Here is a 15,439-nt window from a genome sequence, read left to right on the forward strand (position 1 = left end):
AAAAAGCTGCCAGATCTGGCAGCTTTTTTAATTTTGGCTGACTTATCAAATCATCAAAACTTAAAATTCACTGAAGCTGTAAAGTTACGCGCCACACCCCACGTATTTGTAGTATTTGCCTTGTACTCTTTATCAAATAAATTATTCACATTTAAACCAAGACTGACATCTGGAGTCATTTGATAACGCCCCATCAAGTTGACCAACGCATAGCTGTCTTGTCTGTTCAATTGAGCAGCTAAGCCCCCAGCTTTTGCGGAAGCGGCATCATAAATTTCACTTTGCCAATTCACACCACCGCCTAAAGTGATCTTATCCAGCTTATATGTGGTAAATAATTTAAAGGTATTCTTTGGTAAAATAGGATTCAGAATCTCACCATTCTGATTTTTAGCATCAGTATGAGTATAGCCAGCCTGAATATTCCAATCTGGTAAAACTTCACCAGCAAGACTCAATTCATAGCCCTTCACTTTCGCACCATCTACAGCAATATAAGGCTGAAAATCCAACTCTGCTGTTCCGGCACTGGTATCCTGAATTGCAAAGTTATCCTGTTTCATTGAGAAATAGGCAGCACTTGCATTCAAACGCCCTTCATAAAAATCTGCTTTTAGACCCACCTCAAAACTATTGCCCTCTTCTGGATCTAGATAGTTTTCATTTTTATCTTTTCGAGAAGAAGGATTAAAAATTGTGGTATAGCTGCTATAAGCAGATACATTCTTCGTCAGATCAAGAATTAAACCTGCATACGGCGTAAAAACCCCATTCTGTTTTTGTTCATTATCCGTGGTTTTACGTTCCCAGTTACTAAAACGTGTACCTAATACCAGTTTTAATGGATCAAGCAATTGTAATTTCGCAGCGGCAAAGGCACCTAATTGCTGCTCATCTACAAGATTACGGCCACTTTGTTTTATATCAGGTCTCAGACTCTTGCCATTCCAACCTGCAATATTTTCAACGACATAATAACGGTTGAAAGTTGGATCATCTGATTGAATCCGATAACCATTTACCCCAAAACTAACATCATGTTCTTGCCCAAATGCCTGAAACTTTCCTGATGTATATAAATCTAGGGAATGTACCTCTGGTGTACTTTCTAAACGCCCACTCGTCACCACCATTTGTCCTGGTTGTAAGGTTAAGGTTTTATTCACGCTATACGGCTTATCATAAGTAATGCCCCCAGATCCAGCGACGCCATACTCACGTTTATTGCTTGCTTTGGTAAATGCATAATTCGCAATTGCCTGCCAGTTATCATTAAACTGATGTTCAAGGCCTAGAAAAATATTTAATTTCTCAGTGTCACTAAAGGTAAAGTTTGCCGCAGGATTATCTTTTCTCCCAAAACTTACTTGTTTTTGTCCATCATGCGTTATAAATGGAAAACCATGCGCCGTCGCCCCATCAATTTTGACTTGTTGTGCTGTAAGAGCCGTAGTAAGCGTTGTTTTATCGCTTAAATCAACATCTAAAGCCCCATAAATCACTGCATTTTGACGATGAAACCGATCCTGTTGATTGCCGCCTTCCTCATAAACAGCGACGGTACGACCACGAATCGAGTTATCCTGATTTAGCCCACCGCTTACATCAATTTGACTCCGATACCGATCCCAATTACCCACTTGTACATTAACGGCCCCTTTTACCTCTGCTGTAGGACGTTTTCGTACATAGTTAATGCTGGCACTTGGATTGCCTGATCCACTGGTCAAACCTGTAGCGCCTTTGGTCACCTCGATACGTTCATAAAGTGCTGAATCTTCAAGACCAAACATATCTGCACCACCAAAAGAAGCAGTTGATGTTGGTATTCCATCGCGTTGAACATTGGTGATTGCAAAACCTCGTGAATAATAAGTGTTATACCCCGCACCCAATTGCCCATACTGAACCATGGTGACACCAGCAGTCTGAGCCAAGACATCATTGGTACTATTCAGGTTTTGGTCTTCGATTTGTTGTGCTGTAAATACCGTGACACTCTGAGGTGTTTCTTTCAGAGATAAATCAAGTTTCGTCGCAGATTTTGATTTTTTTACGGTATAGGATGGATCTGCTTGTTCTGCTTTTAAATGAATTGTGGGTAAAACATTATTGCTCTCTTGGTCCACACGAGAATCATTTGCCCATGCGACATTGTGATATTGACCAGCCAAAACAAACATGATCGCAGTATATAAATGATGGTGCTTCATTCTTTCCCCCTGAAAATATTTTTTTACATTCTACATAAATGCAAATGATTATCAATAACAATGATTTCCTTTGTTCCTTTTGGATTTGATTAAGTTTTTGAATATAGGCTTTAATTTTGCTAAAATTTAAACAATAATTATTATCATTACTATTTGCAGATTTCACATATGACTTTAAAACTAATCGGGATCACTGTCACACTTTTATCCTGTATCGGTCTTTATCTCAGCCATCCCAATCAAAATTTCTTAAAAAACCAACTGAGTCGTTATTTTTTTTATACGGCCATAATCGGTTTATTGATTGGTTTAAGCATATTGCTTTATGCGTTGCCTTTACTCGTGGCAATCTTGATCTGGCTTGCAATTGCGACACTAGTCTGGTCATTCGCTCCTCTGCTGATGCTCATGAAAAGGTCAAATTAAAATGGATATGCTGAAACAAAAATTACAACCAGACTGGTGGACAAAAACGTTTGCCGGTTTCTTTCTTGGCTTGAGCTTTGCCATGGCAATGGGTGCAATTATCGTTCTACTCAACAAGTCAAACTCGGACTCCTCTATTGCACCTCAATTAGGTATGTGGTCGATCCCGTGGTTCTGGCTATTTGCTTTCTTTATTGCCTATTTCATTCCGAAAGGTTGGCAAACGATGCTGATTTTCAGTATCGCGAATGTGCTTGCTTATGCCCTGTTGGTCTGGTTGAGAGGTTAAAAATGAAAGTTCGCGCAGATATCATTAAAACAGGTAAAAATCTTCATACATGGGTCGGAATCAGCGCAGGTATTCTTCTGTTTATCTGTTTTTTTGCGGGTGGTTTAACCATGTTTCAACATCAATTGAGTCAATGGGCAACACCTCCTCAACAAAAACTAGCAGCCATTCAACCTAACCAATATAACCAGCTCGTTGAACAGGTGCAGGCACAATATCCAGAGACAAAGAAAGCCTTTACGCTCAGTTTCAGCTCACCAGAAGGACATAATGCGCCGATTCAATGGGAAGCAGCACATGAGCCAGAAGATGATCATCATGGAATTGATATTGCTCAAACCAGTATGTTGGCAACACTCGATGCCAATGGTCAGTTGATTGCTCAACAAGTGAATGTGTCTAAATTAGGCTGGCTGATTGAGCAACTTCATGAAACCGCAGGTATTCCAGGCATGATGGGACATCATACCGCGGGTGTTATGGTGATGGGTGTGGTTTCAGTTCTATATTTTCTTGCAATTATGTCTGGTCTGATCGTGTTATTGCCAACATTAATCAAAGATTATTTTGCTGTCCGTCCAGGTAAAAATAAGAAACGTTTTTGGTTAGATACCCATAATGTTATCGGGATCACCAGCTTACCATTTCATATTATTATCAGTATTACCGTCGTTGTTTTTGCCTTTCATGATATTTTCTATGGCGCACTCAGCCAGCTGGTCTCAAAAGACAAACCACTTTTTGAACGACCGCCTGCGGTAAAAATTGTTGATCCAGCACCACAGCTCGATGTAGAAAAGATTTTTCAGAATATACAGAAAGCTGCACCTGATTATCGCATTGATGGTATCCGTTTCAACCAGCTGGATCATCCTGGACGGGCCTCTGCGTTCGTTGCACTATATCATCCAGATCGCATGCTAAGGGGCGATACTTTTGATTATATGAATTTTAATCCTTATCAAGATTCACCTTATCCAACCAAAACCCTATCAACAGAAGAAAGCTCGGCTGCATCACTGATCCGTTCTATGTTCGCACTACATTTTGGAAATTATGGTGGCGATTCCATTCGTTGGATTTATCTCATCTTTGGTTTAGGTGGAGCTTATTTATTTTATTCTGGCAATATCCTTTGGATTGAAACCCGTTTACGGAAACAGAAAAATCCTAATCTGCCAGCTCCACAACAACGTAAGGATGTGATGTTTATTGCTAATCTTACGATCGGCGCATGTCTCGGTTGTATGCTGGCAATATTTGTGAGCATGCTGGCTGGACGCTGGGCCTACGTCATACCAATGCAATTACAAAGTCATAACCATGTATTCATGTACAGCTACTATTTTGTGTTTATTGCTTGTATTTTATACAGCTTTCTAATTGGAGCAGCCAAAGCATTACCTCAACTCTTCTTTGCAATTGCGGTGATTTTATTGCTTATTCCAACAACTTCTGTTCTCACTTACCTATTTCCTATTCAAGGGTTATGGCATTCAACAGGATATTTAATCTGGATAGATATTGTTGCAGTATGCTTCTCTTTACTGTTTTTACGCTTTTATCAACAAGCAAGAGATCGAGCACTAAGCGCACCCGTAGGTTCAATCTGGTCCAATCAAAAACAGGATCATTCAGTTCTTACAGAAAATCAGGTCTAACTTATTCGTAGATCCAGAGATAAAATAGTCTAATTATTTTTAAAAGCGTAAAAAAGCCGATGATATCATCGGCCTTTTTATTGATATGAGATTTAGTTGCTTTGTCCAGCCAACCACGCCATGAATTTTTGACGTTCAGCTTTCGATGCTTTTTGCCATAATTCTGCCATTTGTTGATCGGTTGTCTTGGTTGCACCTACTTGAGCTGCTGTTGTTACAGCAACAGGTGCAGTCGCAACAACTGCTGTTTGTGTAGCAGTGCCTGAGTAAACAGGCGCTGGCTGATTGGCAACATTGTTTTTATTCTTTTGGGTTAAATCCAGAGTGCGGCTTAAAAAATTATTGCCTGAGAACCAAGGTTGTGCTTCATTGTTCGCACCCGTTTGTTGAACGACAAGCTTTTTATTTTGATCATATAAAGCAACCGTAGGCTGATCAGCATATTTCTTTGCGGCTTCAAAATCTTTAGGTGCGTTGATCAAACCTAAAGTATAAGTTTGATTATCTTGAAGGTTCGGTGCCTGAATCGTGACGACACCTGACTTAAGGATGTCATGCTCACCATTCAGATGCTCAAAATATTCGCGATAACGAACATTAACTACTAAATTACCCGGATCGACCTGATAGTTATTGTTTTTTGAAGGAATTAATCCATTATTCACTTCTTGACCATTTACAGCAAGAATCACGATTTCTTCAGGTGCAGTGATTGTAACTGCTGAAAACACTGAACTACTTAATAATAACCCGAAAGCAGCAACACCAACTCTTAAAGACATTAGACTCTTCTCGTTATAAACAATTTATGAAACCGTATGCACTATGCAATGCGATTATGACGATTTTATGACAAAAGTTAAAACTGCCTATTGCAACAATTTAGCTTTTTTAAGATAAGTACAGCTTCAAACCAACAAAAAAAAGCTTTATCTAAAACTTAGTGTTAAGAGACCAAGATTTCAACATTCTTTGATATCTACAACCCCTTAATACAACCCTATTATTATTTATTTTTTGATTTTATTGCGTTTTAATAATTCAGATTGCAATTCAAGATTTTCTCTAAAAAGGTTTTCTGTAACTTTTCGCGATTGGTACCCTCTAACAATTCCTTAAACACTTTTACATCATATGATCTAATGGACTTGGTAAAAATAATGATTACACCAATCTTGCAATTTAGGGTATAAAAAATGCCAGACTATACTTCGTTAGGTGTTAATTTGGACTCACAAAGTAAAATAGAAATATAAGTGCCGCCAGCATAAGACTAGCAATAACCAGATAAAAATCTACCGTATTAAAGCTTTTCAAAAACTTAAAAATATTCATAATTATCAACCTCTTCTCGTTAAAATTTTTATATCAGATTAAGTGTAATAATTCGTAATCGGATTGTAATTATCGTGTTTAAATTATTACCACATTGTAAGCACTGAAACATCTTGTCTCTTTCGCAAGAACATATAAGCAGTAAAAAACCACCCGAAAGTGGCTTTGCTTAACATTGATTAATACTTAATTTGGATTAATGAAATAAAAATATAAAATAAGTATGACAAGCACAACGCTTGCAACAATCAGATAAGCCCCAATTGTGTTAAAGCTTTTTAAAAACTTGATAATATTCATAATTTTCAACCCCTTGAAAAGTAAAATAAAGCACCCCAAAACAGTACCTTACTCCATTATTTTACCAAATGGTCAAAAATACTCAATTCAAATCTACAGTATTGAGCTTGTTTTTATAGATAATTTAAAAGGATAAGCTCCATGCATAGAGAGTGTCTACTCTGGGGAAAAACTTAATTATAGGTCGCATTGCCATTCAGCTTTTAAGGGCGAATAAATAATTTGAATAACCTGTCCTATGCAAATAGCTAATGAATGTAAGTCAGATGTCATTATTACGGAAGCTTTGGGTGGAAAAGTAATCAGTCCACCCAATTACATCAGAAATCAGTCGCCTTAATCTCCAATCGGAATTGATAATTTAAACTGATTACTTCTATGCTCTAAAGGTAATGGACTATGTTTCATAATTTTTTGTTGATAATCTTGGTTTGAAATCATACCTCTATTTCGAGCCTTCTGTAGTGAGTTGAATTGCTGCTCTTGCCCATGCGCATCTAAAGCACCCAAATGTCGATGCTCAAGATAATACTGCGCTCTGTCATGAGGACTCATATTAGAAGTAATTGATTGAATTTCATTCAGGTTTTCTAAATCTTGAGTGCGTTGACTTAGACGATCTTGCTCTTGCTGCTTCAATGATTCAAAGAAATCAACTTGTTCACTACTCTCGATTTGATATTGAGGTTCGTCGTTTTGCAGAATCAATATAGATTGAGGTTTATTAAATAAGTCATCTGCACTATAAACTGAACCAGAAATCACCGTACTTATAAGAAGAATTAATATTTTTTTCACCAAGCCACCCAATAAACAAACAAATAAAGACAAGTGTATATTTTACACTTTTCACATAATTATTTCAAATTAAGTGCTATAAAAACAAAAACTTATGATTAAACCAACAAATCATAACTGCCTCTTAAAGTTACTGGTATTTCAGTAAGTCACAGATCTAATTGACTTAAAAAGCATACAAAGGGCTTTCCGCGAAATATAAGACAAGCTTCCCAAAGCAATTGAAATAACTGGTTTTAAATATTTTTTAATAATTTAATTAACACGAAGTCATCATTTCTAGATGGATAAAACAAATGCGCCACAAACCGAAACCCTCTACTTTTTTGTTTTCATGGATATTGAGAAATCAAACGTAGGAGAACTTCGGTATGAACAACCTAAACAATGAATATCAAGAATTAAATCAATTGCTTAAAGGCATTAAATTTGCCATGGTTACTTTCATCTCTGAAAAAGGCCACTTACACTCTGTCCCAATGACCACCCAAGATACAGATTTTAATGGGGTCGTATGGTTTTTAGGTTCTAAAAGTTCTGAACTGGTGAAAAGTATTCCGCTAAATAACCAAGTCAATTTGGGATATAGCAATATATCGAATAATGATTATGTTTCGATTAATGGTATCGCTGAGTGTGTCGTCGATCCTGCGATTCTTGATCAGATCTGGTCTCCTGCCTATGAAGCATTCTTTGAACATGGTAAATCTGACCCAGATATTCAACTACTTCGTGTGATCTGCAACGGCGCTCAATATTGGAAAGGTTCAGGTAAAGTAGCAACCCTATTCAAACTTGCTAAAGCTTCTATTACAGGAGAATCTGAGGAGCTTGGCACAACGAAAAATATCTCCCTGTAAATTTAATGAACTTTCTTACAAGACGGCACCTGATTTGTCTTCTCTCAATGAAATACTCCTCTAACAGCGTATAAGTTTAAAAGAGAAATTTTTTACTCCAATAAAAAAGAGCACATAAAGTGCTCTTTTTTTGATGCCCGATCTAAACTTAGTTGAAAGTTTTGAAACGTGCTGCATCATCCATATATGTTTTATCGCCAGCAGCAGCTTCGATTGAACCGAATACAAGCTGAGCACGTAATTTCCAGTTTGCAGGAATATCAAAAGTTTCTGCAACTTCTGCATCAATAATTGGGTTGTAATGCTGTAATGACGCACCAACACCAATTTCAGATAAAGCAGTCCAAGTTGCAAATTGGGCAATTGCACTTGAATGTTCAGACCATACTGGGAAGTTATCTGCATATAGCGCGAATTGCTCTTGTAGACCCTTTACAACATCTTGATCTTCATAAAATAACGCTGTACCAAAACCTGCTGCAAAGCTATCAATTTTCGCGCTTGTATTCGCGAAAGCTTCAGCTGGAACCATTTTACGTAAAGTTTCACGTACGATTTCCCAGAATTTTGCATGTGATTCACCATATAAAGTCACAACACGTGAAGTTTGTGAGTTGAATGATGATGGGCTTTGTTTTACAGCTTCACGGATCGTTTCTTCAATTGTCGCTTGGTCTACTGTCAGGTTTTTACCAATCGCATAAATTGTACGGCGTGATTTAATACTATTTAAGAAGTTGCTCATGTTGTTATTCCTACCTTGTGCTCTGAGGCGTTATCTTGGATTGAATGTAGTGTATAACGAGGTATTTTTTAGGAATAGACCAAAAAACATAACAGATCGTTCTTTTTTTGAAACAATGCTAATTAATATACTGTTCTGGTTCAGATGTAATTGGGCTTTAATGGGTTGACTTCTAGCTCTCGGCCCTTGCAAATCTTATTATTTTGTTCTGTTCCACTCTATCTCTTTCAGTAGAATGATTCGCAATCACGCAATGATATTGCCAGCTAAATCTTGTTTTTAAAAAGAAAAAAAGCCGAAAACTCGGCTTTTATTTCATATTAGAATCTAATTTATTTGTCTGTTTCAAATAACGCAGCAACGAATGATTTAGCCGAGAATGGACGTAAATCATCAATCTTCTCACCAACACCAATATAGCGAATCGGCACGTGAGTACGACTTGCGATATTGAACAATACGCCACCTTTTGCAGTACCATCCAGTTTGGTGATGGTAATGCCTGTTAGACCAACAGCCTCATCAAAAAGCTGAACCTGATTAATCGCATTTTGACCTGTACCAGCATCTACAATTAGCATGATTTCATGTGGAGCAGTTGCATCAATTTTCTGCATCACACGTTTCACTTTTTTCAACTCTTCCATCAAGTTGGCTTTGTTTTGCAAACGACCAGCGGTATCTGCAATCAATACATCAATGCCTTTGGCACGCGCACTTTCAAATGCATCAAAAATCACAGAAGCACTATCAGCACCATGACCTTGAGCCACAACAGGAATGTCATTGCGCTCACCCCAAATTTGCAATTGTTCAGTTGCTGCTGCACGGAATGTATCGCCCGCAGCCAACATCACTTTCTTGCCTTCACCTTGTAAACGCTTCGCCAGTTTACCAATGGTTGTGGTTTTTCCTACACCATTTACACCTACCATCAAAATCACATACGGTGATTTATTCGGATCAATATGCAGTGGTTTAACACGTGGAGCTAGCAAAGCAACCAGTTCTTCCTGAAGTGCCTTGTATAAAGCATGCGAATAAATCAAATCACCACGAGCAGTACGTTCAGTCAAATTGGCAATAATAGTTTTGGTCGCATCAACACCAATATCTGCAACTAAAAGTTGTTCTTCAACTTCTTCCAGTAATTCGTCATCAATTTCTTTGCCACCAATCAGAATATTGACCATACCATCCGTAAAACTACGACGGGTTTTCGTCAAACCATCTTTCATACGACCAAAGAAGCCTGTTGATTTGGCTTCTTCTTCAACAGCTGCCGATGCTGGTTGCTCAACGACTGGTGCTACTACAGGGGTTTCAACTGTTTGCTGTACAGCTGGCTCTATAATGGGAACATCGACAGCAGGTAGACTTGGTAATGTTACATCGTCATCACCGATGTCAGCATTTATCAAGAATTTATTTTGCATATTCGATTGCTGTTGCATGTCGATTCCTTGAGAGTAAAGCAGCTTTTAAAATGGGGCCAGTCTAGCATAAATTGCTATCGTTTTCCCGAATGGGACAATTGATTCATTTATAATGAAAATGAGTCGATTAAAACTCACTCATCTTCTTTCGCCATCGCAGGATATTGTCTAATCCGGCTTGATTCAAATTGATAAGCATTTAATAACTTTAAATAATCTAGACGACGAATTGGCGTCTGGTCTAAAACATCATGCGCCATATGCTGGGTTCTTGGATGGCTGGCCTGATGAGCAAACTGCACCACTTGCTGATATTGCGATGCATTGATTGGACGTAATAATGCGTTATACGCAAGTATAAAAATGGACAAAATAATAATACCGACCAAAATATTATAAAATTGGTCCAGTTTGAATCCTAATCTGGATTGCATCACTTTATGTTTAGAAAGTATAGACAACATAACCTACCTCGAATTAGAGGTAGTGTATGTCTCTGATTCGCTTAGGACAAGTACAACGTTCAATAAGTCACAATTCCACAACTTATTGAACGTGCAAACAACTTTAGCTGTGATTAACTGACCAGCGAGCGAACAAAAGCAAAGTACAGAATGAATGCAATGATGACGAGAACAATGAAAATCGCAAACATCCCCACCCCACTTTCTGCATCAGCAGGATGTAAATCATCGTCATCGGCAATATTCTTCAGCTCGCCATCATAAATTTTATAAAAACGGTCTTTTTGTTCAGGGCTTAAATGGCTGGCAAAGTCATAAACACGCTTACGCTGTGCCAGACAATAATCACCTAAATGAATTTCCTGATGAAAGATCGCTTCATCAAGTAATTTACGATGATGATGAGCAAGCGCAATGATTTGGCTTTCTAATGGAGGAACATCAACGTTCACACCATCAATCACATTTGACATGTTATTCTCCTTTTCTCTTATTCTCACTTTGATTCTACTTAAAATTATTTGTGGTAAATGTTTAATCGTGTAAGCTTTTATTTACGCAAAATTGCTGAATATATTTGACAATTCCATCAATTTGTCATATTACTTTAATAATTCTAAGTTAAAGTAGCTTAAATTCAAAGTAGAGTAACTTTGGATAGAATTTGCGGTAATCATAATTAAAATAAGGAGTTATTATATGATTCAACATTTTACACACCATGAACTAGAGCATCTATATGCAAATGCGGTCAATACAATTCAATCGCAAAAAAACTTCCAAGATGCAGTAAAAGAGCTTGAGGAAGTCGCTAAAGCAGGTCACGGTAAAGCGGCACTATTTTTAGCAGAATTGTATTATCAAGGCTTCCGAGTAGAACGTGATTCCTTGAAAGCTCAGTATTGGCAGAAGATGGCAACCCTTCAAGCTTAAAGAAACGTCCTTGCGCTATATCAAAGCTTTCATCGCTTTGATTTGCTCAGGTGGCGTTTTTTTAATGCCTGTTAAACTATAATTAGTAAGATGATCTCCTCTTTTTCACTCGTACTGCATTAAAACATTGCCCTCTCTTGATCGAATTTCCCGACCGATAAAAACACAATAACTCTATTTTATCCAAAGCTTTAGCTTACAAAATTAAAGAACTAATCACTCAATTTTCTAAGTAACTACAATATTTGCTTACGATTTTAGTCAATTGTTAAACATAAATGACATCTAGATTTCTTATAATGAACCATAAGTTTAAGAATATTAGTTCAATAAAATGTATCGCTTTAACCATTTTCAGCCGGTTTCACGAGAGTTGATGATTAAAATTTCAATTCTAAAAACAATGATGTACTGTGGTGCACTTTGGGGCCTTTACCACGAAGGTTGGGCAATCAAATCGGATCAGGACGGTCATGTCTTCCCTTTCTGGCTCAATGGTGTACAAGCCCATCGTTATGCCAAAGCCAACTGGAAACACTACACGCCACGGAAAATTACCCCTAAGGATTTTCATGAGTCATTGCTTCCCACTTTAACCCGCTTGCAGGTTGAGCCAGCATTATTCAACTCATCACACCGCAAATTTAAGCTCTCAACACAGCAAATGCAGCATTTCTTTTTTATGCCACGTGAAGCAGTTATACCTGCTTAAAACATGATTTAACGCCAGTGATGACTTTTTGAGCATTTATGAGAAAAAGTTATCATTGGAGTGAAATTAGCACTTTGCAATTAAAAAAAATACCGTTAAGTTAAATGAAAATGACAATACAACACAGGTGGATAAACAATGACAATCGTTGCTCAAGTCATCAAGAATAAAGCAGTACAATCAATTTTTACAATCTCACCAAATGCGACTGTACTTGAAGCAATTAAGATCATGGCCGATAAAGGTGTCGGTGCTCTGGTTGTTGCTGAAGATGAAAAAGTTGTTGGAATTTTCTCTGAACGTGACTACACGCGTAAAATTGCCTTAATGGAACGTTCATCAAATAACACGCCTGTTGCAGACATTATGACCTCGAAAGTCATTTCAGTCAGTCTTAATCATACGGTAGAAGAATGTCTTAACCTCATGACCGATCGCCATTTACGTCATCTTCCAGTACTGGATCAAGAAAAGTTAGTGGGCTTTATTTCGATTGGAGATCTGGTAAAAGCAGCGATGGATGATCAACGCATTCTGATTGAGCAGCTTCAACAATATATTTCTGGTTAATTTTAATCAAAAACAAAAAAGGGCAAATCAATTGCCCTTTTTTGTTACTTATTACAGATTAAGCTTTTAGAAAATTTTGAATGGCTGGAACAAGACGTTGCAATAATTCATCGGCTTGCGCTTGCGTCATATTCAAAGGCGGCAGTAAACGAACAACTGAACCAGCCGTCACGTTCACAATCAACTTATATTCATCACGCGCAATTGCAACCAGCTCAGCACAATCTTTTGGTAATTGAATACCAATCATCATCCCGAAACCACGTACCTGTACATGATGATCCGTCAATTGCGCTCTTAACTGATCAACAATATAAGCACCCACTGTTGCCGCATTTTCAACAGCATTTTCCGTTTCCAATGTATCAAGCACGGTATATACCACACGTGAACCCAGCACTGTACCACCATAGGTTGAACCATGGCTTCCTGCGCCAAGTAAGCCTACCGCCTTACCTTGTGTCATCACCGCACCCACAGGAAAACCATTCCCCAAACCTTTTGCTGTGGTCATGACATCAGGAATAATATTGGTATGCTGATAAGCAAAATATTTGCCTGTACGACCATTACCAGTCTGGATCTCATCCAGCATCATCAGCCAGTTATGCTGATTACATAAAGCACGCACATCTTCTAGATAGCTAAAGCCTTGAGGTGCAGTATTCACCCCACCTTCACCTTGAATTGGCTCAATCAGGATGGCAACGATATCTGGATGTGTAATGGCTGCTTCTTGAATCGCCTCAACATCTCCAAACGGAACACGAACAAAGCCATCCACCAAGGGTGCGAAACCTTCCTGTACTTTCTTATTGCCTGTTGCGGATAAGGTTGCAAGTGTACGACCATGGAAAGACTGCTCTGCCACTAAAATTTTAGGGTTGGCAATGCCTTGTTGTGAACCAAACTTACGCGCAATTTTAATTGCACCTTCATTGGATTCCGCCCCACTATTTGAGAAGAAGATTTCTTCCATTCCAGAAACTTCAGCGAGTTTCTGTGCTGCCGCAGTTTGCCAAGGAATTTCAAATAAATTACTGGTATGTACTAAAGTTGCAGCCTGTTCAGCAATTGCTTCAGCAATGACAGGGTGTGCGTGCCCTAATCCACATACTGCAATACCTGTTAGTGCATCTAAATACTCAGTGCCATCTGCTGTATATAAATACGCCCCTCGCCCTCGTACAAAGCTGATCGCCTGGCGACCATAAGTCGCCATAAGATGTGTGGGTTGATCAGGTTGCACAGGAGCAAGAGTGATATTAGTCATAACAAACTCAATCTATCGGTAGTTGTGGTGAAAAAAGTTATATAAGCAAAAACTTGCATAGATTGAAAGCTTAAAGTCACATTTATACAAGAAAAATCTTTTGCAATCCTCCGTCACGCCATTTTTTAGGTATAATGCAGGGAGATTAGTAGAGGATCTATCTATGACGGAACAAGCGCGTGATACAGTAGCGTTAATTCGTGATCAAATTGCGAAACACCCTGTTTTACTTTACATGAAAGGCACTCCACAATTCCCGCAATGTGGTTTTTCTGCTCGTGCAGTAGAAGCACTTAGCCAAATTGGTCGTCCATTTGCGTATGTAAATATCTTGGAAAATCAAGATATTCGTGCAACTTTACCGCAAATTGCAAACTGGCCTACTTTCCCACAACTTTGGGTAAATGGCGAGCTTATTGGCGGTAGTGATATTATGCTTGAAATGTTCCAGAATGGTGAATTAAAGCCATTGGTTGAACAGTACAGCCCTGCTCCAGAAGCATAAGTTGTAAAGTAAAAAGCCAATCAAATGATTGGCTTTTTTATTGGATGGTCATTAGTTTGGACTAAAGCCTACATAGCGAAATAAGCCTTCTACCCCTAAATCAGCTTTATAAATTTGCATTTCAGGATAATTTGCCTGACTCACCGTTGCAAAAATATTCATATTTGGATCTTCATGAATTTCATCAACCGATTGTGACAAAACCTCATCAAAACGATCTGCGATAAATTCAAAACCTAAATCCATTGCCATAAACAAGGTATGTTCACAAGGTTGAATATATTGTTCCTGATCCCAGTCTAAAACTGCATGCTGGCAATATGGACAGGCAATATTTTGGGTGGCATCGGCAATGTTAATCAGTTGGTATGACATAATAATAAAGCATCAAAAGTTTCATGCAGTTTAAAAGAATATGATGCCCGAATCTATCTTCAATACTTTTGAATGGGAGGGTTGCAATCATGGCAACACTTGAACGGGCGATTTCACTTGCAGCAGAACGGCATGCAGGCCAAGTGGATAAAGCTAATGCGCCCTATATTCTGCATCCATTAAGAGTCATGTTGAACGTGCCAGACATTGAGCACAAAATCGTTGCTGTTTTACATGATATTTTAGAAGACACAACAACCACGATTGATGAACTCTATAGATTAGGTTTTCAGACACATCTGATCGACGCAATTATTTCCCTTACCAAGCAGGAGGGAGAATCCCGAATACAAGCGGCCCAACGGACTGTACAGAATCCCATTGCACGTGTTGTTAAATTAGCTGATATCACAGACAATATGGACTTGTCGCGGATTCAGTATCCGACAATGAAAGATTTTGAACGATTGAAAGAATATCAACAGGTTCGAGATATATTATTATCCCAAAATGTTTAATAATTGCATTTATAATGATTTAACCT

18 protein-coding genes are annotated in these 15,439 nt (G+C 38.2%); 9 read left to right on the forward strand and 9 right to left on the reverse strand.

What is annotated here, in order from left to right; all coding sequences use genetic code 11:
- Positions 1–53: 53 nt before the first annotated feature.
- Positions 54–2,213, reverse strand: coding sequence for a TonB-dependent siderophore receptor (locus PJ15_RS02915; RefSeq protein ID WP_047427801.1), 2,160 nt, complete (start codon positions 2,211–2,213; stop codon positions 54–56).
- Positions 2,214–2,381: 168 nt separating this feature from the next.
- Between PJ15_RS02915 and PJ15_RS18775 the strand changes: the two genes are divergently transcribed.
- From PJ15_RS18775 to PJ15_RS02930, 3 genes are read left to right on the forward strand one after another with little or no spacing between them, the layout of a single operon-like run.
- Entirely contained in the window at positions 2,382–2,639 is a 258-nt protein-coding gene (locus tag PJ15_RS18775; protein ID WP_047427804.1) for a hypothetical protein, read from the forward strand.
- A 1-nt stretch (position 2,640) separates the two neighbouring features.
- Complete coding sequence (locus PJ15_RS02925) at positions 2,641–2,928, forward strand: hypothetical protein (protein ID WP_047427807.1); 288 nt, start codon at positions 2,641–2,643, stop codon at positions 2,926–2,928.
- 2 nt (positions 2,929–2,930) lie between these two features.
- Positions 2,931–4,589 carry a PepSY-associated TM helix domain-containing protein gene (locus PJ15_RS02930; protein WP_047427810.1) on the forward strand — a complete coding sequence of 553 codons (1,659 nt, stop codon included), beginning with the start codon at positions 2,931–2,933 and terminating at the stop codon, positions 4,587–4,589.
- 92 nt (positions 4,590–4,681) lie between these two features.
- On the opposite strand, the gene PJ15_RS02935 is transcribed toward PJ15_RS02930, so the two are convergent.
- Together PJ15_RS02935 and PJ15_RS02940 are read right to left on the reverse strand one after the other, a co-directional pair.
- Positions 4,682–5,371, reverse strand: coding sequence for a DUF2057 family protein (locus PJ15_RS02935; protein ID WP_047427813.1), 690 nt, complete (start codon positions 5,369–5,371; stop codon positions 4,682–4,684).
- Between the two features lie 1,189 nt (positions 5,372–6,560).
- Positions 6,561–7,022, reverse strand: coding sequence for a hypothetical protein (locus PJ15_RS02940; RefSeq protein ID WP_047429133.1), 462 nt, complete (start codon positions 7,020–7,022; stop codon positions 6,561–6,563).
- A 371-nt stretch (positions 7,023–7,393) separates the two neighbouring features.
- Here PJ15_RS02940 and PJ15_RS02945 point away from each other — a divergent pair, with 371 nt between their 5' ends.
- On the forward strand, positions 7,394–7,882 hold the full coding sequence (locus PJ15_RS02945; RefSeq protein ID WP_047427815.1) for a pyridoxamine 5'-phosphate oxidase family protein: 489 nt from the start codon (positions 7,394–7,396) through the stop codon (positions 7,880–7,882).
- Between the two features lie 148 nt (positions 7,883–8,030).
- On the opposite strand, the gene PJ15_RS02950 is transcribed toward PJ15_RS02945, so the two are convergent.
- The 4 genes from PJ15_RS02950 to PJ15_RS02965 form a co-directional block, all read right to left on the reverse strand.
- On the reverse strand, positions 8,031–8,627 hold the full coding sequence (locus tag PJ15_RS02950) for a nitroreductase family protein (RefSeq protein ID WP_004772449.1): 597 nt from the start codon (positions 8,625–8,627) through the stop codon (positions 8,031–8,033).
- A 332-nt stretch (positions 8,628–8,959) separates the two neighbouring features.
- Complete coding sequence (gene ftsY, locus PJ15_RS02955; RefSeq protein ID WP_004772450.1) at positions 8,960–10,081, reverse strand: signal recognition particle-docking protein FtsY; 1,122 nt, start codon at positions 10,079–10,081, stop codon at positions 8,960–8,962.
- A 116-nt stretch (positions 10,082–10,197) separates the two neighbouring features.
- Positions 10,198–10,527 carry a hypothetical protein gene (locus tag PJ15_RS02960; RefSeq protein WP_047427821.1) on the reverse strand — a complete coding sequence of 110 codons (330 nt, stop codon included), beginning with the start codon at positions 10,525–10,527 and terminating at the stop codon, positions 10,198–10,200.
- A gap of 113 nt (positions 10,528–10,640) precedes the next feature.
- Positions 10,641–11,000 carry a hypothetical protein gene (locus tag PJ15_RS02965; protein WP_004772454.1) on the reverse strand — a complete coding sequence of 120 codons (360 nt, stop codon included), beginning with the start codon at positions 10,998–11,000 and terminating at the stop codon, positions 10,641–10,643.
- Between the two features lie 226 nt (positions 11,001–11,226).
- Between PJ15_RS02965 and PJ15_RS02970 the strand changes: the two genes are divergently transcribed.
- From PJ15_RS02970 to PJ15_RS02980, 3 genes are all read left to right on the forward strand, one after another.
- Positions 11,227–11,460: a hypothetical protein gene (locus PJ15_RS02970; RefSeq protein WP_004772455.1), complete on the forward strand. Its 234-nt coding sequence runs from the start codon at positions 11,227–11,229 to the stop codon at positions 11,458–11,460.
- 334 nt (positions 11,461–11,794) lie between these two features.
- Complete coding sequence (locus tag PJ15_RS02975) at positions 11,795–12,172, forward strand: DUF2750 domain-containing protein (protein WP_032810616.1); 378 nt, start codon at positions 11,795–11,797, stop codon at positions 12,170–12,172.
- A 138-nt stretch (positions 12,173–12,310) separates the two neighbouring features.
- On the forward strand, positions 12,311–12,742 hold the full coding sequence (locus tag PJ15_RS02980) for a CBS domain-containing protein (RefSeq protein WP_004772457.1): 432 nt from the start codon (positions 12,311–12,313) through the stop codon (positions 12,740–12,742).
- A gap of 58 nt (positions 12,743–12,800) precedes the next feature.
- On the opposite strand, the gene PJ15_RS02985 is transcribed toward PJ15_RS02980, so the two are convergent.
- Positions 12,801–14,015 carry an aspartate aminotransferase family protein gene (locus PJ15_RS02985; RefSeq protein ID WP_047427825.1) on the reverse strand — a complete coding sequence of 405 codons (1,215 nt, stop codon included), beginning with the start codon at positions 14,013–14,015 and terminating at the stop codon, positions 12,801–12,803.
- A gap of 163 nt (positions 14,016–14,178) precedes the next feature.
- Between PJ15_RS02985 and grxD the strand changes: the two genes are divergently transcribed.
- Positions 14,179–14,520, forward strand: coding sequence for a Grx4 family monothiol glutaredoxin (gene grxD, locus PJ15_RS02990; protein ID WP_004772459.1), 342 nt, complete (start codon positions 14,179–14,181; stop codon positions 14,518–14,520).
- 51 nt (positions 14,521–14,571) lie between these two features.
- Here grxD and PJ15_RS02995 read toward each other — a convergent pair whose 3' ends face one another.
- Positions 14,572–14,895: a hypothetical protein gene (locus tag PJ15_RS02995; RefSeq protein ID WP_047427831.1), complete on the reverse strand. Its 324-nt coding sequence runs from the start codon at positions 14,893–14,895 to the stop codon at positions 14,572–14,574.
- A gap of 89 nt (positions 14,896–14,984) precedes the next feature.
- Here PJ15_RS02995 and PJ15_RS03000 point away from each other — a divergent pair, with 89 nt between their 5' ends.
- Positions 14,985–15,413, forward strand: a complete 429-nt coding sequence (locus tag PJ15_RS03000) for a guanosine-3',5'-bis(diphosphate) 3'-pyrophosphohydrolase (protein WP_047427834.1) — start codon at positions 14,985–14,987, stop codon at positions 15,411–15,413.
- The last annotated feature ends 26 nt before the right edge of the window (positions 15,414–15,439 follow it).

Source organism: Acinetobacter sp. neg1, assembly GCF_000788125.1.
GTDB classification, from domain to species: Bacteria; Pseudomonadota; Gammaproteobacteria; order Pseudomonadales; family Moraxellaceae; genus Acinetobacter; species Acinetobacter vivianii.

Coding starts and splice junctions, on each gene's coding strand:
- PJ15_RS02915 (WP_047427801.1), bottom strand. CDS start 2,213: ATGAAGCACCATCATTTATATACTGCGATCATGTTTGTTTTGGCTGGT.
- PJ15_RS18775 (WP_047427804.1), top strand. CDS start 2,382: ATGACTTTAAAACTAATCGGGATCACTGTCACACTTTTATCCTGTATC.
- PJ15_RS02925 (WP_047427807.1), top strand. CDS start 2,641: ATGGATATGCTGAAACAAAAATTACAACCAGACTGGTGGACAAAAACG.
- PJ15_RS02930 (WP_047427810.1), top strand. CDS start 2,931: ATGAAAGTTCGCGCAGATATCATTAAAACAGGTAAAAATCTTCATACA.
- PJ15_RS02935 (WP_047427813.1), bottom strand. CDS start 5,371: ATGTCTTTAAGAGTTGGTGTTGCTGCTTTCGGGTTATTATTAAGTAGT.
- PJ15_RS02945 (WP_047427815.1), top strand. CDS start 7,394: ATGAACAACCTAAACAATGAATATCAAGAATTAAATCAATTGCTTAAA.
- PJ15_RS02950 (WP_004772449.1), bottom strand. CDS start 8,627: ATGAGCAACTTCTTAAATAGTATTAAATCACGCCGTACAATTTATGCG.
- ftsY (WP_004772450.1), bottom strand. CDS start 10,081: ATGCAACAGCAATCGAATATGCAAAATAAATTCTTGATAAATGCTGAC.
- PJ15_RS02960 (WP_047427821.1), bottom strand. CDS start 10,527: ATGTTGTCTATACTTTCTAAACATAAAGTGATGCAATCCAGATTAGGA.
- PJ15_RS02965 (WP_004772454.1), bottom strand. CDS start 11,000: ATGTCAAATGTGATTGATGGTGTGAACGTTGATGTTCCTCCATTAGAA.
- PJ15_RS02970 (WP_004772455.1), top strand. CDS start 11,227: ATGATTCAACATTTTACACACCATGAACTAGAGCATCTATATGCAAAT.
- PJ15_RS02975 (WP_032810616.1), top strand. CDS start 11,795: ATGTATCGCTTTAACCATTTTCAGCCGGTTTCACGAGAGTTGATGATT.
- PJ15_RS02980 (WP_004772457.1), top strand. CDS start 12,311: ATGACAATCGTTGCTCAAGTCATCAAGAATAAAGCAGTACAATCAATT.
- PJ15_RS02985 (WP_047427825.1), bottom strand. CDS start 14,015: ATGACTAATATCACTCTTGCTCCTGTGCAACCTGATCAACCCACACAT.
- grxD (WP_004772459.1), top strand. CDS start 14,179: ATGACGGAACAAGCGCGTGATACAGTAGCGTTAATTCGTGATCAAATT.
- PJ15_RS02995 (WP_047427831.1), bottom strand. CDS start 14,895: ATGTCATACCAACTGATTAACATTGCCGATGCCACCCAAAATATTGCC.
- PJ15_RS03000 (WP_047427834.1), top strand. CDS start 14,985: ATGGCAACACTTGAACGGGCGATTTCACTTGCAGCAGAACGGCATGCA.